This is a genomic window from Streptomyces sp. SirexAA-E (genome assembly GCF_000177195.2).
Lineage (GTDB): Bacteria > Actinomycetota > Actinomycetes > Streptomycetales > Streptomycetaceae > Streptomyces > Streptomyces flavovirens.
In genome coordinates this window covers 2,947,317-2,965,750 of record NC_015953.1, presented here as the reverse complement: position 1 = coordinate 2,965,750, position 18,434 = coordinate 2,947,317, and the positions used below count along the sequence as shown (strand labels likewise).

At 72.6% G+C, this 18,434-nt stretch carries 16 protein-coding genes and 1 pseudogene; 11 read left to right on the top strand and 6 right to left on the bottom strand.

Annotated elements, in window-relative coordinates:
* Positions 1-75: 75 nt before the first annotated feature.
* Positions 76-2,295, top strand: coding sequence for an MMPL family transporter (locus SACTE_RS13025; protein WP_014046497.1), 2,220 nt, complete (start codon positions 76-78; stop codon positions 2,293-2,295).
* A 140-nt stretch (positions 2,296-2,435) separates the two neighbouring features.
* On the opposite strand, the gene SACTE_RS13020 is transcribed toward SACTE_RS13025, so the two are convergent.
* Entirely contained in the window at positions 2,436-2,804 is a 369-nt protein-coding gene (locus tag SACTE_RS13020) for an SsgA family sporulation/cell division regulator (protein WP_014046496.1), read from the bottom strand.
* A 192-nt stretch (positions 2,805-2,996) separates the two neighbouring features.
* Here SACTE_RS13020 and SACTE_RS13015 point away from each other — a divergent pair, with 192 nt between their 5' ends.
* From SACTE_RS13015 to SACTE_RS12995, 5 genes are all read left to right on the top strand, one after another.
* Positions 2,997-4,055, top strand: a complete 1,059-nt coding sequence (locus tag SACTE_RS13015) for an energy-coupling factor ABC transporter permease (protein ID WP_014046495.1) — start codon at positions 2,997-2,999, stop codon at positions 4,053-4,055.
* Between the two features lies 1 nt (position 4,056).
* Positions 4,057-4,818 (top strand): cobalt ECF transporter T component CbiQ, encoded by a 762-nt coding sequence (gene cbiQ / locus SACTE_RS13010; protein ID WP_014046494.1) that lies wholly within the window; start codon positions 4,057-4,059, stop codon positions 4,816-4,818.
* Positions 4,815-5,591 carry an ABC transporter ATP-binding protein gene (locus tag SACTE_RS13005; protein WP_014046493.1) on the top strand — a complete coding sequence of 259 codons (777 nt, stop codon included), beginning with the start codon at positions 4,815-4,817 and terminating at the stop codon, positions 5,589-5,591. Before cbiQ ends, SACTE_RS13005 begins: the two co-directional genes overlap by 4 nt.
* Before the next feature lie 77 nt (positions 5,592-5,668).
* Positions 5,669-6,832: a serine hydrolase domain-containing protein gene (locus tag SACTE_RS13000; RefSeq protein ID WP_014046492.1), complete on the top strand. Its 1,164-nt coding sequence runs from the start codon at positions 5,669-5,671 to the stop codon at positions 6,830-6,832.
* Positions 6,829-7,623 (top strand): SDR family NAD(P)-dependent oxidoreductase, encoded by a 795-nt coding sequence (locus SACTE_RS12995; protein WP_014046491.1) that lies wholly within the window; start codon positions 6,829-6,831, stop codon positions 7,621-7,623. Before SACTE_RS13000 ends, SACTE_RS12995 begins: the two co-directional genes overlap by 4 nt.
* Positions 7,624-7,739: 116 nt before the next feature.
* On the opposite strand, the gene SACTE_RS12990 is transcribed toward SACTE_RS12995, so the two are convergent.
* The 4 genes from SACTE_RS12990 to SACTE_RS12975 form a co-directional block, all read right to left on the bottom strand.
* The gene (locus SACTE_RS12990) at positions 7,740-8,591 is read right to left on the bottom strand and encodes an EamA family transporter (RefSeq protein ID WP_014046490.1); all 852 of its coding nucleotides are present in this window, start codon (positions 8,589-8,591) and stop codon (positions 7,740-7,742) included.
* Entirely contained in the window at positions 8,588-9,097 is a 510-nt protein-coding gene (locus tag SACTE_RS12985; protein ID WP_026359180.1) for a YbaK/EbsC family protein, read from the bottom strand. The genes SACTE_RS12990 and SACTE_RS12985 overlap by 4 nt, the downstream gene beginning before the upstream one ends.
* Before the next feature lie 82 nt (positions 9,098-9,179).
* Positions 9,180-10,808 carry a penicillin-binding transpeptidase domain-containing protein gene (locus SACTE_RS12980; RefSeq protein ID WP_014046488.1) on the bottom strand — a complete coding sequence of 543 codons (1,629 nt, stop codon included), beginning with the start codon at positions 10,806-10,808 and terminating at the stop codon, positions 9,180-9,182.
* A gap of 648 nt (positions 10,809-11,456) precedes the next feature.
* Entirely contained in the window at positions 11,457-13,202 is a 1,746-nt protein-coding gene (locus SACTE_RS12975; RefSeq protein ID WP_014046487.1) for a phospholipid carrier-dependent glycosyltransferase, read from the bottom strand.
* Positions 13,203-13,255: 53 nt separating this feature from the next.
* Between SACTE_RS12975 and rsmI the strand changes: the two genes are divergently transcribed.
* The 5 genes and pseudogenes from rsmI (at position 13,256) to SACTE_RS12950 (ending at position 17,589) form a co-directional block, all read left to right on the top strand.
* Complete coding sequence (rsmI, locus tag SACTE_RS12970; RefSeq protein WP_037759220.1) at positions 13,256-14,152, top strand: 16S rRNA (cytidine(1402)-2'-O)-methyltransferase; 897 nt, start codon at positions 13,256-13,258, stop codon at positions 14,150-14,152.
* A gap of 193 nt (positions 14,153-14,345) precedes the next feature.
* A complete protein-coding gene (locus SACTE_RS12965) occupies positions 14,346-14,732 on the top strand; it encodes a hypothetical protein (protein ID WP_014046485.1) in 387 nt (128 codons plus the stop codon).
* A 52-nt stretch (positions 14,733-14,784) separates the two neighbouring features.
* A complete protein-coding gene (locus SACTE_RS12960) occupies positions 14,785-15,651 on the top strand; it encodes a TatD family hydrolase (protein ID WP_014046484.1) in 867 nt (288 codons plus the stop codon).
* 67 nt (positions 15,652-15,718) lie between these two features.
* Positions 15,719-16,585 (top strand): annotated as a pseudogene (gene rsmA / locus SACTE_RS12955) (16S rRNA (adenine(1518)-N(6)/adenine(1519)-N(6))-dimethyltransferase RsmA); the annotation flags it as partial.
* A 110-nt stretch (positions 16,586-16,695) separates the two neighbouring features.
* Positions 16,696-17,589 carry a 4-(cytidine 5'-diphospho)-2-C-methyl-D-erythritol kinase gene (locus SACTE_RS12950; protein ID WP_014046482.1) on the top strand — a complete coding sequence of 298 codons (894 nt, stop codon included), beginning with the start codon at positions 16,696-16,698 and terminating at the stop codon, positions 17,587-17,589.
* 136 nt (positions 17,590-17,725) lie between these two features.
* Here SACTE_RS12950 and SACTE_RS12945 read toward each other — a convergent pair whose 3' ends face one another.
* On the bottom strand, positions 17,726-18,400 hold the full coding sequence (locus tag SACTE_RS12945; protein ID WP_014046481.1) for a lipoprotein: 675 nt from the start codon (positions 18,398-18,400) through the stop codon (positions 17,726-17,728).
* Between the last annotated feature and the right edge of the window lie 34 nt (positions 18,401-18,434).

Sequence of the window (18,434 nt, the reverse complement as noted above, 5' to 3'; positions counted from 1 at the left end):
ACACGCCGCTCTCGTCGTCGGGCTGGTTCCTCACGCCCATTTTCCACTCCACGACCTGACCGGGAGTTTCTCTCCGTGGCCACATTTCTCTATAAAGTCGGACGGCTCGCCTTCCGGCGCCGCTGGTACGTCGCCCTGGTCTGGGTGGCGCTGCTGGGGCTCGCCGGATTCGGGGCCGCCTCCGCGTCCACCGCCACCTCCAGTTCCTTCTCGATCCCCGGCACGGAGGCCCAGAAGGCCTTCGACCTGCTGGAAGAGCGCTTCCCCGGCGGCAGTGCCGACGGTGCGACCGCGCGGGTCGTCTTCAAGGCCCCCGAGGGCGAGAAGATGACGGACGCGGACAACAGGGCGGACGTCCGCAAGATCGTCGGCACGCTGGAGTCCGGTTCGGACCAGATCGCCTCGGTCGCCGACCCGTACACGGCGAACGCCGTCAGCGAGGACGGTTCGACGGCGTACATCTCCGTCTCCTACAAGGTGAACTCGATGGAGCTCACCGACGCGACACGGGATTCGCTGGAGCACGCGGGCGAGGCCGCCCGGAGCGACGGGCTGACCGTGGAGATCGGCGGTGACGCGCTCCAGGTGATGCCGGAGACCGGGGTCACCGAGGTCATCGGGGTCGCCATCGCCGCGGTGGTGCTGGTCATCACCTTCGGTTCGCTGATCGCCGCGGGGCTGCCGCTGCTGACCGCGCTCATCGGCGTCGGCATCGGGGTGTCGCTGATCACGGCCCTGGCGAACGTGCTGGACCTCGGCTCCACCACCTCCACGCTCGCCATGATGATCGGCCTGGCGGTCGGTATCGACTACGCCCTGTTCATCGTCTCCCGTTACCGGGCCGAGCTGGCCGAGGGCCGGGAACGCGAGGAGGCCGCGGGGCGGGCCGTCGGCACGGCCGGGTCCGCCGTTGTCTTCGCCGGCCTGACCGTCGTCATCGCGCTGGTGGGCCTCGCCGTCGTCAACATCCCGATGCTGTCGAAGATGGGCTTCGCCGCCGCCGGTACCGTCGCGATCGCGGTCCTCATCGCGCTCACCCTGGTGCCCGCCCTGCTCGGGGTCGCCGGCAAGCAGGTCATGGGGCGCAAGGCGCGCAAGGCCGCCGACGCGGAGAACAAGCCCGACGCCAAGCCCAACATGGGCACCCGCTGGGCGCGGTTCGTGCTGCGCAAGCCGGTGTGGGTCCTGCTGGCCGGTGTCGTGGGGCTCGGCGTCATAGCCGTCCCGGCCGCCTCGCTGGAGATGGGCCTGCCGGACGACGGCTCGCAGCCCAGGAGCACCACGCAGCGCCAGGCCTACGATCTGCTCTCCGACGGCTTCGGCCCGGGGTTCAACGGTCCGCTGCTGGTGGTCGTGGACACCAGGAACAGCTCGGACGGCAAGACCGCGGTCGCGCAGGTCTCCCAGGGCATCGAGGCGAGCGGCCACGTCGCCGCCGTCACCCCGGCCACCTTCAACAAGGCCGGCGACGCCGCGACCATCACCGTCATCCCGAAGGACCGGCCGAGCTCCACCGACACGGAGAACGTCGTCCACGCCATCCGCGACGCGGGTGCGGACATCAAGAGCGAGACCGGTGCCGAGGTGCTGGTCACCGGCGCCACCGCGATGAACATCGACTTCTCCGAGAAGATGAACGACGCGCTGCTGCCCTATCTGGCGCTCGTCGTCGGACTCGCCTTCCTGCTGCTGATGGTCGTCTTCCGCTCATTGCTGGTGCCGCTCAAGGCGGCCCTCGGCTTCCTGCTCTCGGTCGTCGCGGCCCTGGGCGCGGTCGTCGCGGTCTTCCAGTGGGGCTGGCTCGCCTCGCTCTTCGGGGTCGAGCAGACCGGACCGATCATGAGCATGATGCCGATCTTCATGGTCGGTGTGGTCTTCGGCCTCGCGATGGACTACGAGGTCTTCCTGGTCACCCGGATGCGTGAGGCGTACGTCCACGGGGAGACGCCCGGCCAGGCGATCGTCACCGGCTTCCGGCACGGGGCCCGGGTGGTCACGGCCGCCGCGGTGATCATGATGGCCGTCTTCGCCGGCTTCATCGGCTCCAGCGAGTCGATGATCAAGATGATCGGCTTCTCGCTGGCCATCGCCGTCTTCTTCGACGCCTTCGTGGTGCGCATGGCCATCGTGCCCGCGGTGCTGGCCCTGCTGGGCAGGCGCGCCTGGTGGCTGCCGCGCTGGCTGGACCGCGCGCTGCCCAGCGTGGACGTGGAGGGCGAGGGGCTCCGCACGGAGCCGGCGGCCGACGGTCCCGGTGAGGGCCCGGGCGGGGAGCGAGAGCTGAGCCGGGTCTGATCCGCGAGTACCCCGGGGTCCGCGCCTGAGCGGGACGTGGACCCCGGAGCGCCGGTCGCCTGTGGGGACGGGGGACCGGAACGGCCGATGGCCCCGTGCACGCGGCACGGGGCCATCGGCGTGCCCGGGTACGGACCTGCTCAGGGCAGGCTGGTGGTGGCGGTCCCGGCGACCGGGCGGGCCGCGGTCCGCTCGTGGGTGCGGCGCAGAAAGCGGAGCACCGGCGCGTTGTCGAACTGGAAGACGGCGACCCCGTCGGAGGTGTGCAGTTCCACGACGAGCTGGGCGCGGCCGCACGGCCAGAGCCGCAGCTCGCCGCTGGTGACGGGGGAGCGCAGGCCGCCCTCCAGCACCTCACGGCCGATGGCCAGTTCGGCGGTGCCCGGGATGCGGACGCGCACGGTCTGCGGGGCCGCGGGGTCGCAGCTCAGGCGGACGGGGACGAGCCGGGGTTCGGGGCCGTCGGTGATGAGCCGGGCCCGGAGGTGTTCCTGGATCACGAGTGACATACCGGCTCCTCCTGTGTGCACGTATCTTCCTCCCCAATGTCCCATATGTCTCGTTTGGCGCATGTGGGGAGAGATTGGCAGTTGTCTTACCGCCGCTCTTGCAAACGCTTCGCAACAGGCCCCTATCATTGAGCGGTTGTCGACCCGCGCCCGCACTCCTGCCCTCGCCCTCGCCCGAAGCGGAGCCATTCCATGCATGTACCCGACGGATTCATCAACGCACCTGTGTCCGCCGTGGCCGGCGTGGTCGCCGCCGGGGCGGTCGCGGTCAGCCTCCGGGGGGCGCGGCGGGAGCTCGGAGGAGAGCGGGCCGCGCCCCTCGCCGGGCTCGTCGCGGCCTTCATCTTCGCCGTGCAGATGCTGAACTTCCCGGTCGCCGCTGGCACCAGCGGCCACCTCCTGGGCGGGGCGCTCGCGGCGATCCTGGTCGGGCCCTTCACCGGGGTGCTCTGCATAGCGGTCGTCCTGCTGATGCAGGGCATCCTCTTCGCCGACGGCGGCCTCACCGCGCTCGGCGTCAACATCACCGTCATGGGCGTCGTCACCGTCGTCGTCGCGTACGCCCTCTTCCGCGGGCTCACCGGCGTCCTGCCCCGCACCCGGCGCTCGACGACCGCGGCGGCCTTCGTGGCCGCGCTGGTCTCCGTACCGGCCGCCGCCGTCGCCTTCACCGCCATCTACGCGATCGGCGGGACCACCGACGTACCCATCGGCAAGGTCCTCACCGCGATGGTCGGTGTGCACGTCCTCATCGGCATCGGCGAGGCCGTCATCACCGCACTGACCGTCGGCGCGGTCCTCGCGGTGCGCCCGGACCTCGTCCACGGGGCCCGCGGGCTCGCCGCCCCGCTGAAGCTGCGCGTCGACGGCGAGCTCGTCGACGCCCCGGCCGCCGCGCCCGCCCCCGCCGCCGCCCGCGCCCACTCCACCCGCAAGGTCTGGGCGACCGGCCTGGTGGCGGCCCTCCTGCTCGCCGGGTTCGTCTCGTACTACGCCTCCGCGAACCCCGACGGCCTGGAGAAGGTCGCCGCCGACAAGGGCATCGACGAGAAGGTCGAGGAGCACGGCGCCGCCGACTCCCCGCTCGCCGACTACGGCGTCAAGAGCATCACCGACCCCCGGATCTCCGGCGGCCTCGCCGGGGTGATCGGGGTCGGCGTCACCGTCGTCGTCGGCAGCGGTGTCTTCTGGGCCGTGCACCGGCGCCGCACCCGGCAGGAACCCGCCACCACCTCCCACGGGTCCGTCTGAGATGGGCGCGGGCCACGCCCACACGCTCTACCGGCACGGGCACTCGCCGGTCCACCGGCTGCCGCCGCACTGCAAGCTCGTCGCGGTCCTCGGCTTCGTCCTGGTCGTCGTCTCCACGCCCCGCGAGGCGCTCTGGGCGTTCGCGCTGTACGCCGTGCTGCTCGCCGCCGTCGCGGCGGTGGCCCGCGTCCCGGCCGGCTTCCTGCTGAAGCGGCTGGTCATCGAGGTGCCGTTCGTGGCGTTCGCCCTGCTCATGCCGTTCGTCGTGCCCGGTGAACAGACCGAGCTGCTCGGCCTGTCCGTCAGCGTCCCCGGCCTCTGGGGCGCCTGGAACGTCCTCGCCAAGGGCACGCTCGGCGTCGCCGCGTCCGTGCTGCTGGCCTCCACCACCGAGCTGCGCTCCCTGCTGCTCGGCCTCCAGCGCCTGAGGCTGCCGCCGCTGCTCGTCCAGATCGCGTCCTTCATGCTCCGCTACGGCGACGTGATCACCGACGAGCTGCGCCGGATGTCGATCGCCCGCCGCTCCCGGGGCTTCGAGGCGCGCGGCGTACGGCACTGGGGGGTCCTGGCCAAGACGGCCGGCGCGCTGTTCATCCGCTCGTACGAACGCGGCGAGCGCGTCCACCTCGCGATGGTCAGCCGGGGCTACACCGGCACCCTGCCGGTGATCGACGAGGTCACCGCCTCCCGCACCCAGTGGGCGTACGCCTCGGCCCTCCCCGTGCTCGCCCTGGGAGTCTGTCTGCTGGGATGGACCGTATGAGCACCGTCCAGCCGGCCGCCGCCGCGCCGTCCCTCGAAGTCAGTGGCCTCGCCTACGCCTACCCCGACGGCCACCAGGCCCTCTTCGGGGTCGACCTGACCGTGGAGCGCGGCGAGCGCGTCGCCCTGCTCGGCCCCAACGGCGCGGGCAAGACCACCCTCGTCCTGCACCTCAACGGCATCCTGGACGCGGGCGCGGGCACCGTCCGGATCGCCGGACTGCCCGTGGAGAAGCGGAACCTGGCGGAGATCCGGCGCCGGGTCGGGATCGTCTTCCAGGACCCGGACGACCAGCTCTTCATGCCGACCGTCCGCGAGGACGTCGCCTTCGGGCCCGCCTCGGCCGGGCTGCGCGGCGCGGAACTGGAGGAGCGGGTGACGGCCGCGCTCGAGCGGGTCGGCATGGAGCGGTTCGCGGCCCGACCGCCGCACCACCTCTCCTTCGGGCAGCGCCGGAGGGTCGCCGTCGCCACCGTCCTCGCCATGGAGCCGGAGATCCTCGTCCTGGACGAACCCTCCTCCAACCTCGACCCGGCCTCCCGCCGCGAACTCGCCGACATCCTGCGGGACCTGGACGTCACGGTGCTGATGGTCACCCACGACCTGCCGTACGCCCTCGAACTCTGCCCGCGCGCCGTCATCCTCGGCGACGGGGTCATCGCCGCCGACAACCGCACCCAGGACCTGCTGTGCGACGAGGAGTTGATGCGCCGGCACCGGCTGGAGCTGCCCTTCGGCTTCGATCCGCGTTCCGTCGCCGTTCCGCGTCCGTGAACAGTCGGTGACCCGGCAGCCGCTCCGCCCGTGCCGCGATGCACCATGGGGGCATGAGCGGGAGTGCGGGAGCAGGCGTGGACGTACGAGGCACGGTGGCACCAGGGTTCGAGGCGGTACGGGACGCGTTCGTCCGTAACTTCGAACAGCGAGGGGAACGGGGCGCGGCCGTGGCCGTCTACCGGCACGGGCGCAAGGTCGTGGACCTGTGGGCCGGTACCAGGGACGTGGAGGGCACCGAACCCTGGGCCGTGGACACCGTCCAGATCGTCCGCTCGGCCGGGAAAGGCGTCGCCGCCGCCGTACCGCTGCTGCTGCACCAGCGCGGACAGGTGGACCTGGACGCCCCCGTCGGCACGTACTGGCCGGAGTTCAAGGCCAACGGCAAGGAACGCGTCCTCGTACGCCACCTGCTGGCCCACCGGGCCGGACTGGCCGCGCTGGACACGCCGTTGACCCCCGAGGAGGCCGCCGACGGGATCAGCGGGCCGCGGGCCGTCGCCGCCCAGGGGCCCCAGTGGGAGCCCGGCACGGACCACGGCTACCACCCCCAGACCTACAGCTGGCTCATCGGCGAGCTCGTCCGCCGGGTCACCGGCCGCACCATCGGGCGCTGGGTCGCCGAGGAGATCGCCCGGCCGCTCGGGCTGGACTTCTGGTTCGGGCTGCCGTCCGACGAGGCCCACCGGATCGGCCGCATCGGCCCCGTGGAACCCCCGGCCGGGGACGGCAACGGCGGCACCCTGCGCATGCGCCCCAAGCGGACCGTCGTCGAGGCCTACAGCGACCCGGCCTCGCTGACCCGGCGGGCCTTCGAGGCGATCGACCCCTTCCCCGACGAGAACGACCCCGCCTACCGCGCGGCCGAACTCCCCGCCTCCAACGGCGTGGCCACCGCACGCGGACTGGCCCGCTGCTACGCGGCGATGATCGGCGAGGTCGACGGCCACCGGCTGTTCGCCCCCGCCACCCTCACCCTGGCCCGCACCGAGGAGTCCGCCGGGCCGGACCGGGTCCTCGTCGTCTCCACCCGCTTCGGCCTCGGCTACATGCTGCACGGCCCGGCCGCCCCGCTGCTGGCGCCCGGCTCCTTCGGCCACCCCGGCCGGGGCGGATCGCTGGGCTTCGCCGACCCGGAGTCGGGCATCGCGCTGGGCTACGTGACCAACGGACTGCGGAAGGGAGTCACCGCCGATCCCCGTTCCCAGGCCCTGGTCAGAGCGGTACGGTCGGCGCTGTGACCGACATCATCAGCACACGTCTGGCCGGATGCACCGCACTCGTCACCGGAGCGGGCCGGGGCATCGGCGCCGCCACGGCCCGCCGCCTGGCCGCCGAGGGCGCGGCCGTCCTCGTCACCGACCTGGTCGCCGACCGGGCCTCGCACACCGCCGGGGAGATACGGGAGAGGGGCGGCACCGCCGAAGCCCTGGCCTGCGACGTGGGCGACCGCGCCGCCGTCGAGGCGGCGGTGGCCCACGCCGTCGCCGTCTTCGGCGGGCTCGACATCCTCGTCAACAACGCCTACGCCAACCACGAGGACGCCGAGCTCTTCGAGGACGAGGCGGACGACTCCTGGGACCACACGCTCGACATCACCCTGTCCGGCCCCTACCGCTGCTCCCGGGCCGCGCTGCCGCACCTGGTGGCCTCGGGCCGGGGCGCCGTCGTCAACATCGGTTCCGTCAACGGCGAGCAGGACTTCGGCGGGCACGCCTACAGCGCCGCGAAGGCGGGCCTGGGCAGCCTCACCCGGACACTGGCCGGCCACGCGGGCCCGCGCGGGGTCAGGGTCAACCTGGTCGCCCCCGGCACCATCCGCACCGAGGGGTGGGCCGGGCGCGACGACGACCTGGCGCGGGCGAGCGCCCTCTACCCGCTCGGCCGGATCGGTGAACCGGACGACATCGCGGCCGCCGTGGCCTTCCTGGCGTCCTCGGACGCGTCCTGGGTCACCGGGACGACCCTGCGGGTGGACGGCGGCCTGATGGGCGTCAACACCGGCTTCCGCAAGGCGATGCGGGGCGAGTAGGCGCGAGACGTGCCCTCTTCGGGACGGGCGTCGCTCCGTGGGACGGCGCACCCGTGACGGTCCCCGGGCCACGGCGGCAGGCGGCGGAACCGCCCGCCTCCGGCCCGGGAGCCCGGTCAACTCGTGTGCAGCATCAGCCCGATGCCCACGACCATCAGCCCGGCCGCCGCGATTCGCGGCGCGCCGAACCGTTCCTTGAAGAACAGCGCCCCGATCGCGGCGCCCACGATGATCGAGGACTCCCGCAGGGCCGCGACCGGGGCCAGCGGGGCCTTGGTCTGGGCCCACAGCACGAGGGCGTACGCGGTGACCGACAGGGCCGCCCCGATGAGTCCGCGCCTCAGGTACGGGGACACCTGGGCGGCCAGCGCGCCGCGTCGGCGCCAGAAGGCGTAGGCGGGGATGACGACGCCCTGGACGATCATCAGCCAGGCGATGTAGCCGAGCGGGGTGCCCGAGGCGCGCACCCCGACCCCGTCGACCGTGGTGTACCCGGCGATGGCCAGGCCGGTCGCCAGGGCGGCCAGGATCGCCGGGCCGTTCGGGCGCTTGCCGGACCCCCGGATGCCCCACAACGCGAGCCCCACAAGCCCGGCAGAGGCCACCGCCACCCCCGCGGTCGCCCAGCCGTCGGGGCGCTCACCGACGAAGACGGCGGCCAGGACCGTCACCACGAGCGGGGCCGTGCCCCGGGCGATCGGATACATCTGGCCGAAGTCGCCCAGAGTGAACGAGCGCATCAGCAGCGCCATGTAGGCCACGTGCAGCGCCGAGGAGAGCAGCAGGTACGGCCAGGCTCCGGCCGCCGGGAGCGGTGCGGCCACGGCCAGGACGGCGCCGATCAGCGCCCCGCCCCCGGAGATCAGGGTGAAGGACAGGAGCTGGTCGCGTATCGCGTGGGCGATGGCGTTCCAGCCGGCGTGGGTCATCGCGGCCACCAGGACGGCGGCCGCCACCAGCGGGGTCACGCGATCTGCTCGCGCACGTCCACCAGGGTGCCGCCGGCATGCGCGATCAGACTCTTCGGGTCGAGCGGGAAGACCGTGTGCGGGGTGCCCGCGGCCGCCCACACCACCGCGTGGTCGAGCAGGCCGCGGTCGGCCAGCACCCGGGACTTCGTACGGTGGCCGAAGGGCGGGACGCCGCCGATGGCGTACCCCGTGGCCTCCCGCACCAGGTCGGCCCCGGCCCGTTTGACCTTGCCCGCGCCGAGCTCGGCCCGTACGCGCTCGACGTCCACCCGGGAGGAGCCGTCCATCAGGACGAGCACCGGTGCGCCGTCCGCCTCGAAGATCAGCGACTTGACGATCTGGCTGAGCTCGCAGCCGATCGCGGCGGCGGCCTCGGCGGCGGTGCGGGTGGCGTCCGGGAAGCGGCGTACGCCGACGTCGAGGCCCAGCTCACGCAGGGCCTCGGCGAACCGGGGGTGGGCGTCGGATGAGGTCGTGGTGGGGGTCATGTCCGATGTGCTCATGCCCCGCACGCTACTGAACGGGCCGGTTCCGGCACCAGGGACTTCAGCGGTGGCGGCCGCATCCCGGATCGGGAACCGGTGATCAGGAACCGGCGCCCAGGACCGCCGCGACCACCGGCCCGGCCGCGTCGCCGCCGTGGCCGCCGGACTGGACGACCGCCGCGGCGGCGAGGTCGTCGCTGAATCCGGTGAACCAGCTGTTGGATGTGCCCTGGCCGTCGACCTCGGCGGAGCCGGTCTTGGCGCCCTTGTCGCCGCCGACCGAGGCCATGGCCGCCTTGCCGGTGCCCCAGTTCGCGGTGGCCCGCATCATGTCGTTCAGCTGCCCGGTGACGTTCTGCGGCAGTGAGCGGGAGGCCGTGGCGAACTGCCGGCCGTCCAGCTCGGATGCCACGAGGAACGGCTGGTGGAACGTCCCGGTGCGCGCGGTGGCGGTGACGGACGCCATGTTGAGCGTGTTCATCTGGATGGTGCCCTGGCCGATGTACTGGGCGGCCGCCTCGCCACCGACCTCCTCGGGCACCTTGCCGTCGACGGAGACGACACCGGTCTTCCAGTCCAGCCCGATCCCGAAGACGTCCCGGGCCTCCTTGGCGAGCGCGGCGTCGTCCTCGGTCTCGTCGATCAGCTTGATGAAGGCGGTGTTGCAGGAGCGGGCGAAGCTGGTGGTGAACGTGTCGGTGGGCGGGAGTTCGAAGTAGTCGAGGTTGTGGAAGGTGCGGCCCTGCCAGGTCGCTTCCTTCGGGCACTCCACCGGGCTGTTCGCGGAGACGAGCCCCTTCTCCATCAGCATCGCGGCCGTCACGATCTTCATCGTGGAGCCGGGCGCCTGCCCGCCCTGCATCGCCGTGTTGAAGCCGGTCGCCGGGTTGTTGGCGACCGCGCGTATCGCGCCCGTGGACGGCGTCACGGCGACCACCGACGCCGAGCTGAACTGCTTGACCGCCTTCTCCGCCGCCGCCTGGGCGTTCGCGTCCAGCGTCGTCCGCAGCTTGCCGGGCTTCCCCTTGGCGAGCGTCAGCAGCGTGGTGTCCGGCTGTCCGTCGGCCGGCTCGATCCAGGTCTCGACACCGGGCGAACCGCCGGTGGTGGAACCGTACTTCTCGCGCAGGCTGTCCAGGATCGTCCCCAGCGACGGGTAGGTCTCCTTGTCCAGGACCGTGCCGTTGCGGTCGACGGCCTCGATCGCCGCCGTGGACGACTCGCCGGTCTTCAGCACCGCGCCCTCGGTCAGCTCCGGGTGGATCACGGCGGGATCCCAGTCGACGAGCGCCTTCCCGGTGGTCAGACCGCGCACCACGGTCAGCTCGGAGGAGTACGACCAGGGCTTGGACTTCCCCTCGAAGGACACCGTCGCCTTCACCGTGTACGGCACCTTGGCGCCGACGGCCGGGCCCGGGGTGATCACGGCCTTCGTGACGTGCGCGTCCTCGGCGTAACCCGTCAGCAGCGGTTCGGCGGCGGTCTCGTTGTCGGTGAGGAGCGCGGCGGCCGTGGCGTCGCCGGACGCCCACGCCTCCAGGAAGCCCTTCGAGGTCTCCGCTATCTCCTTCTCGCTCGGCGGGCCCGTCTTCACCTCGGTGGACTCGGCCACCGTGCTCGTACCGTCGCCCGTGTCACTTCCGAGCACGCTGTACGCGCCGTAGCCGATCCCGCCGGCCGCCAGCACGAACACTCCGCCGATCACGGCGACCTTCGCTCCACTGCGCATCGGTGCAGTCCCCCTCCCCTGGAGCCCCCTTTGAACGTGTTCAGAAACAGGGGGTTTCCTGGGGACTCTACGGGACGGCGGTGACATGTGAAGAGGTTGTTATCGGACCGCGACGCATATCGAGAGAGCGCTTTCCGGCCGTTCCGGGCGCCGGTCCCGCCCCCGGCAGTCCAGCCGCACGCGGTCCCGCCAGGACCTTTCCGCGATCGACGTGCCCGTGGGGACCGACCGGAAACGGACGAAGTCCCGTCCCGCACGTTCGTGGAGGCCCGTGGGCCCGAGGCGGTGACGTGCCCCACTCCGCGTGACATGATGCGCCTCGTGGTCATGATCACCGCGGCGTCGGCTGCGGATTCCTCCACCCCGACCGGGGTCCTCGGCGCGCCAGGGCCTCGTCCGGATCAGGTCGGCCCTACGCCCGGCTGTCCAGCCACATTCCGTGTGCAACGAAACTGGCTCTCGACTTCGAGGCGCCGAAGAGCGGGTCGATGGGTAGTGGCTTAGAAAGGCGACTAAGGGCTGTCCCGCAATTACTGGCGGGCGCACGACGACAGCTACGGCACCTCGCCGCGTTGTCGAAACGCCCGAATACATCCAGTATGCGGGCGCCTCTCCGCCTTGCGAAGCACTCCAGGCGCGTTTGCCCAGTCACACCCAGCTGTCCAGCCACATGCGGTCCCGCCACGCGTTCTCCGGGATCGACGTGCCCGTGTACAGCGGCCAGAAATAGACGAAGTTCCACACGATCAGCAGCACCAGCACGCCCGCCGCGATCGCGCCCAGCGTCCGTCTCCGCTCACCGGCCGGATCGCCCTCGGGCGAGGGCCTCGTCGCCGGGCCCAGCAGCGCGCCCACCAGCATCGTCACCGCCAGACACAGGAACGGCACGAACACGACCGCGTAGAACAGGAAGATCGTCCGCTCCTGGTAGAAGAACCAGGGCACCCAGCCCGCCGCCACCCCGCAGGCGATCGCGCCGGCCCGCCAGTCGCGGCGGAAGAACCAGCGCCACAGCACGTACAGCAGCGCCACGCACGCCGCCCACCACAGCAGCGGGGTGCCGATCGCCAGGACCTCGCGGGCGCACTTGCCGGTCTCGGAGGCGGCACAGCCCGGCTCCTCCTCGTAGAAGTACGAGACCGGGCGGCCCAGCACGATCCAGCTCCACGGATTGGACTGGTAGGTGTGGCCGGAGGTCAGACCGACGTGGAAGTCGTACACCTGGTTCTCGTAGTGCCACAGGCTGCGCAGCCAGTCCGGCAGCCAGGCCCAGGTGCCGCCCTTGCCCTCGGTGGCCGCCCAGTCGCGGTAGTAGCCCTTGTCGGTGACGATCCAGCCGGTCCACGAGAGCAGATACGTGCCGATGGCGACCGGCACCGTGGAGACGAACGCCGGCAGCAGGTCCCGCAGCACCACCGCCCGGTACGGCTGCACCGCACCGGCCGTGCGCCGCGCGCCGACGTCCCAGAGGACCGCCATGATCCCGAACGCGGCCAGGATGTACAGCCCGTTCCACTTGGTGGCGAAGGCCAGGCCCAGCATCAGACCGGCGGCGATGCGCCACGGCCGCCACCCCAGCCGCAGCCGTTCGGCGACGTCGGCGTCCGGGCGGAGCACCCCGTCCTCGTCGACCGGCAGCGCGGCGGCCAGTCTGCGGCGGGCCCGGTCGCGGTCGACGAGCAGGCAGCCGAAGGCCGCGAGCACGAAGAACATCAGGACGAGGTCGAGCAGCGCGGTCCGGCTCATCACGAAGTGCAGGCCGTCCACGGCCAGCAGCGTGCCCGCCAGGCAGCCGAGGAACGTGGAGCGGAACAGCCGCCGCCCGATCCGGCACAGCATCAGGACCGACAGGGTCCCCAGCAGCGCCACCATGAAGCGCCAGCCGAACGGGGTGAACCCGAAGAGCTGCTCGCCGAAGCCGATGATCCACTTGCCGACCGGGGGATGCACGACGTAACCCGGCTCCACCGGGATGTCCACCGCCGACGGGTCGCTGAGGATCAGCTTGTCGACGTCCTTGGGCCACGCCCCCTCGTACCCCTGGTTCACCAGCGCCCAGGCGTCCTTGGCGTAGTACGTCTCGTCGAATATCACCGCCTTCGGGCTGCCCAGGTTCCAGAACCGCAGCACCCCGGCGACCAGCGCCACCAGGAGCGGCCCACCCCACGCCGACCAGCGCACCAGACGGTCCGCCGGTGCCGGAGGCACGGCGAGCACGTCCCAGAACTGTCGTCCGGGTCGGGTGTACGGCGGTACCAGGCGCTCGCGCAGCCCCGTCTCCGGCCGTGCGGAATGGCCGAAGCGGCGCAGCCGCCGCTGCCAGTAGGGCGGCTGGTCGCGGGCGGGGTCCCCGGCGTCGTTGCCCTGCTGGGCCTCGGGCGCTGTACTCGTCACCGCGCCATCGTAGGGAACGCGTCTGTGCGAGGGGTGCCGCCCGTGCTGGGAGGATGGCCGATGTGACTGGAACGACTGGAACGCTCGTACTCGCAGGGACCCCCATCGGCGACGTGGCGGACGCCCCGCCGAGGCTCGCCGTCGAACTGGAGACCGCCGACGTGGTCGCCGCCGAGGACACCCGCCGGCTGCGCCGGCTCACCCAGGCCCTGGGCATCCACACGACGGGGCGCGTCGTCTCCTACTTCGAGGGCAACGAGTCCGCGCGGACGCCCGAGCTGGTCGAGGCGCTCGTCGGCGGGGCCCGGGTCCTGCTCGTCACGGACGCGGGGATGCCGTCGGTCTCCGACCCGGGCTACCGGCTCGTCGCGGCGGCCGTCGAACAGGGCATCAAGGTCACCGCCGTGCCGGGACCGTCCGCCGTGCTGACCGCGCTGGCCCTGTCCGCCCTGCCCGTGGACCGCTTCTGCTTCGAGGGCTTCCTGCCGCGCAAGACGGGCGAGCGGCTCGGGAAGCTGCGTGAGGTCGCCGACGAACGGCGCACCATGGTCTTCTTCGAGGCACCGCACCGGCTGGACGACACCCTGGCGGCGATGGCCGAGGTGTTCGGCGCGGACCGCCGGGCCGCCGTGTGCCGGGAGCTGACCAAGACGTACGAGGAGGTCAAGCGCGGCCCGCTGGGCGAGCTGGCCGTCTGGGCCGCCGAAGGGGTGCGGGGCGAGATCACCGTCGTCGTCGAGGGCGCCACGGACACCGGCGGCGAGAAGCCGGACGCCGCCGAGCTGGTGCGCAGGGTGCAGGTGCGCGAGGAGGCGGGGGAGCGGCGCAAGGAGGCCATCGCGGCGGTCGCCACCGAGGCCCACCTGCCCAAACGCGAGGTCTTCGATGCGGTGGTCGCGGCAAAGAACGCGGCCAGGACCGGCCCGGCCGAAGGCAAAGGACCGGCCTGAAACGTAAAGGCCGAACCGGGTGACGGGCCCTGACCCGGCCCCCCGGCCACAAAAGGGCCAAGAGCGTTCCAACACTCGGCAGACCTGGTGCGTCGCCGCCCGCGAAGGCGTCCACTGGAGAGCGGAACGCATGTCCGGAGCTCCTGGCCGGAGCGCTTGCCGGAGTGCTTGTCCACGGACAAGAGGAGCAGGCATGAGTGAGATCGCAGCCACCACCGTCCACGAGGCGTACGCGTTCGCCTGCATGAGGTGCGGACACGGCTGGGAACAGGCCTACGAGATACACCACCACGTCGACGGGTCGGGGCACGCCTACGTCGTCTACACGGCGGACGGGGAGCGGGTGCCCTCGCCGCTGTCCACGCCCACCTGCGCGAACTGCGGGGGACACGTCGTCCGGATCATGCGGTCCGGCCGGGTCTCCACCGTGCAGGAGCTGCTCAGGCCCGCCAAGGCCGTACGGCCGCAGGAGGCCGTCGAGGACGCGGCGGCGCCCGCGGCCGTCCTGGCCCCGGCCCCGGCGCCCGCGACGCACCACTGGCAGCTGTCGGCCCTGCTGCGCCCCTTCCACCGCAGGTGACCGGACCGCCGCGGGTGCCCGGTGCCCGGTGGTCCTTTCGTAGAGTCGGGGCATGAGCCGTACCGAAGCCCCGCCGCTGCCCGAACCCCTGCGTGTTCCGGTCGCCGATTCGCACACCCACCTGGACATGCAGGACGCCACCGTCGAGGAGGGCCTGGCCCGCGCGGCGGCGGTCAACGTGACCACCGTCGTCCAGGTCGGATGCGACGTGACGGGCTCGCGCTGGGCCGCCGAGACGGCCGCCGCCCACCCCTCCGTGCACGCCGCCGTCGCCCTGCACCCCAACGAGGCGCCGCGCATCGTGCACGGGGACCCGGACGGCTGGTCGCGCCAGGAGGCCCGGCAGCCGGGCGGCAGGGCCGCCCTGGACGAGGCGCTCGCCGAGATCGACGCCCTGGCCGCCCTCGACCACGTACGCGGGGTCGGCGAGACCGGCCTCGACCACTTCCGTACGGGCCCCGAGGGCATCGCCGCCCAGGAGGAGTCCTTCCGGGCCCACATCGAGATCGCCAAGCGGCACGGCAAGGCGCTGGTCATCCACGACCGGGAGGCCCACACGGACGTGCTGCGCATCCTCGCCGAGGAGGGCGCGCCCGAGCGCACCGTCTTCCACTGCTACTCCGGGGACGCCGAGATGGCCCGCGTGTGCGCGGCGGCCGGATACTTCATGTCCTTCGCCGGCAACGTCACCTTCAAGAACGCCCAGCCCCTGCGCGACGCGCTGGCCGTGGCGCCGGCGGAGCTGGTGCTCGTCGAGACCGACGCCCCCTTCCTCACCCCGTCCCCCTACCGCGGGCGCCCCAACGCGCCCTACCTCATCCCGGTGACCCTCCGCGCGATGGCCGAGGTGCGGGGCACCGACGAGGACACCCTGGCCGCCACGGTCTACGACAACACCGCGCGGGCGTTCGACTTCTGACCTCCGCCGGGCCGAGCGGGGACCGGGCCGCGGGCCCCGGGCCCCGCGGCGGCCGTAGGCTTACCGGGTGAGCACCACAGAGCCCGACGCCCTCCTGGGCCCCGCAGACATTCGCGAGCTGGCCGCAGCGCTGGGCGTACGCCCCACCAAGCAGCGCGGACAGAACTTCGTCATCGACGCCAACACGGTCCGCCGCATCGTCCGGACCGCGGAGGTGCGCCCCGAGGACGTGGTGGTCGAGATCGGTCCCGGTCTGGGCTCGCTGACGCTGGCGCTCCTGGAGGCGGCCGACCGGGTCGTCGCCGTGGAGATCGACGACGTACTCGCGGGCGCCCTGCCGGCCACCGTCGCCGCCCGGCTCCCGGTACGCGCCGACCGCTTCGCCCTGGTGCACTCCGACGCGATGCTGGTCACCGAGCTTCCCGGCCCGGCGCCGACCGCGCTGGTCGCCAACCTCCCGTACAACGTGGCCGTGCCGGTGCTGCTCACCATGCTGGAGCGCTTCCCGTCCATCGAGCGGACGCTCGTGATGGTGCAGGCCGAGGTCGCCGACCGGCTGGCCGCCAAGCCCGGCAACAAGGTCTACGGCGTGCCCTCCGTGAAGGCCGCCTGGTACGCCGACGTCAAGCGTGCCGGGTCGATCGGGCGCACGGTGTTCTGGCCCGCGCCGAACGTCGACTCCGGGCTGGTGTCCCTGGTGCGGCGCACCGAGCCGATCCGGACCACGGCGAGCCGCACCGAGGTCTTCGCCGTCGTCGACGCCGCGTTCGCCCAGCGCCGCAAGACGCTGCGCGCCGCGCTGGCCGGCTGGGCGGGCTCCGCCGCGGCCGCCGAGACCGCCCTCGTCGCGGCGGGCGTCTCCCCGCAGGCGCGGGGCGAGGCACTGACGGTCGAGGAGTTCGCCGCCATCGCGGAGAACAAGCCCGAGGTGAACAAGCCGGAGGCCGACAAGCCCGAGGTGAGCAGGCCCGAGGTGGACAAGCCCGAGGTGGACAAGCCCGAGGACGACAAGACCGCGGGGAACGAGACGTCCGGGAGCGAAGCATGAGCGTCACCGTCCGCGTCCCCGCCAAGGTCAACGTGCGGCTCGCCGTCGGAGCGGCGCGCCCCGACGGCTTCCACGACCTGGCCAACGTGTTCCTCGCCGTCGGACTGTACGACGAGGTCACCGCCGCCCCCGCCGACACCCTGCGCGTCACCTGCACCGGCCCGGACGCCGCACAGGTCCCGCTGGACGCCACCAACCTGGCGGCCCGCGCCGCCGTCGCGCTGGCCGAACGCCACGGCATCAGCCCCGACGTGCACCTCCACATCGCCAAGGACATCCCCGTCGCCGGAGGCATGGCGGGCGGCAGCGCAGACGGCGCGGCCGCTCTGGTGGCCTGCGACGCCCTGTGGTCGACCGGAGCCTCTCAGGACGAACTGCTCGCCATCTGCGCAGAGTTGGGCAGCGATGTGCCGTTCAGCCTGATCGGCGGGGCCGCGCTCGGCGTCGGCCGGGGGGAACAGCTGACCCCCATCGAGGTCGGCGGCACCTTCCACTGGGTCTTCGCCGTCGCCGACGGCGGACTCTCCACCCCGGCGGTCTACGCTGAGTTCGACCGGCTCACCGCGGGCACCCAGGTCCCCGAACCCACCGCGTCCCCCGCGCTCCTGGCCGCCCTGCGCAAGGGTGACACCACGGCCCTCGCGGACGCCCTCGGCAACGACCTCCAGGCCGCCGCTCTCTCTCTGCGCCCCTCGCTCGCCGACACCCTCGCCGCCGGCACCGCCGCGGGCGCCCTGGCCGCGCTGGTCTCGGGATCGGGACCGACCACGGCGTTCCTGGCCGCCGACGCGGACGCGGCCCGGACGATCGCCGACGCGCTGGCGGCCTCGGGCACCTGCCGCAGCGCGCGCGTGGCCGTCTCCCCGGCACCGGGGGCCACGGTGTGCTAGGGCTTGTTGCGAAAGTAGCGCCGTCCGCCCGGAGGGCGGACAGGCGGGACTTCTGAAACAAGCCTTAGGGCGAGCAGGGCCGGACCCGCCACCGACCGTGGACCTCCGGCCCGGCTCACCGGTCGGTCAGGCCCGCTCAGCCCAGCTTCAGACTCTCCCTGGCCAGCTCGTACGCGGGCAGCATCTGCCGGTGTTCCTCCTCGTCCATCCCGCCCAGGTGCACCACGACGGGGCCCTCGGGGGTGGCGACCGCGAAGGCGCGCTCCGGCTTCGACCCGCCCGGCAGGTCGCCGTCCACCGTGTAGGCGACCTCGACGGCGGCCACGGAACCGGCCTCGGTCTCCGTGTACGCGGCCTTCGCCGCGTTCGGCTCGTCCGCCACGAACGCCTCCAGCGCCGCACGCGGGTCGCCGCCGCCTTCCTTGCCCGCCCACACACGGAGATAGCCGAGGTTCCCGGCCGGCTTGGCGTCGATCTCGCAGACCAGCGTCACCGTGCCCTGCTCGCCCAGCTCCGCCAGTTCGGACCCCGGCTCCACCTCGACGGCCTGCGGCTTCCAGTCCTTCGCCAGGTCGAAGGTGACGGGCAGGGCGCAGGACGAGCCGGGGCCACCGAGCGTGAGCCCCTTCACGGCCGGGCGGCCTGTGCCACGGTCGCCGTTCTTCGCGGTGGCGTCCGAGGACGAGGACGAGGACGTCCGCGCACCGTGGTCGTCACCCTTGTCACCCTCGTCGGCCGACGACGAACAGCCGGCCAGCACCGCCGCCGCCAGCACCACCCCGGCCAGGGCACGCCCCGCACCACGCCTCATGAAGTCCCCGCCCGAAGATGTCCCGAACCCGCCC

Excerpts from the sequence above, each read along its gene's own strand:
- SACTE_RS13020 (WP_014046496.1), bottom strand. The coding sequence starts at position 2,804 with ATGTCACTCGTGATCCAGGAACACCTCCGGGCCCGGCTCATCACCGAC.
- SACTE_RS13015 (WP_014046495.1), top strand. The coding sequence starts at position 2,997 with ATGCATGTACCCGACGGATTCATCAACGCACCTGTGTCCGCCGTGGCC.
- cbiQ (WP_014046494.1), top strand. The coding sequence starts at position 4,057 with ATGGGCGCGGGCCACGCCCACACGCTCTACCGGCACGGGCACTCGCCG.
- SACTE_RS13005 (WP_014046493.1), top strand. The coding sequence starts at position 4,815 with ATGAGCACCGTCCAGCCGGCCGCCGCCGCGCCGTCCCTCGAAGTCAGT.
- SACTE_RS12985 (WP_026359180.1), bottom strand. The coding sequence starts at position 9,097 with ATGAGCACATCGGACATGACCCCCACCACGACCTCATCCGACGCCCAC.
- SACTE_RS12980 (WP_014046488.1), bottom strand. The coding sequence starts at position 10,808 with ATGCGCAGTGGAGCGAAGGTCGCCGTGATCGGCGGAGTGTTCGTGCTG.
- rsmI (WP_037759220.1), top strand. The coding sequence starts at position 13,256 with ATGGCCGATGTGACTGGAACGACTGGAACGCTCGTACTCGCAGGGACC.
- SACTE_RS12965 (WP_014046485.1), top strand. The coding sequence starts at position 14,346 with ATGAGTGAGATCGCAGCCACCACCGTCCACGAGGCGTACGCGTTCGCC.
- SACTE_RS12960 (WP_014046484.1), top strand. The coding sequence starts at position 14,785 with ATGAGCCGTACCGAAGCCCCGCCGCTGCCCGAACCCCTGCGTGTTCCG.
- SACTE_RS12950 (WP_014046482.1), top strand. The coding sequence starts at position 16,696 with ATGAGCGTCACCGTCCGCGTCCCCGCCAAGGTCAACGTGCGGCTCGCC.
- SACTE_RS12945 (WP_014046481.1), bottom strand. The coding sequence starts at position 18,400 with ATGAGGCGTGGTGCGGGGCGTGCCCTGGCCGGGGTGGTGCTGGCGGCG.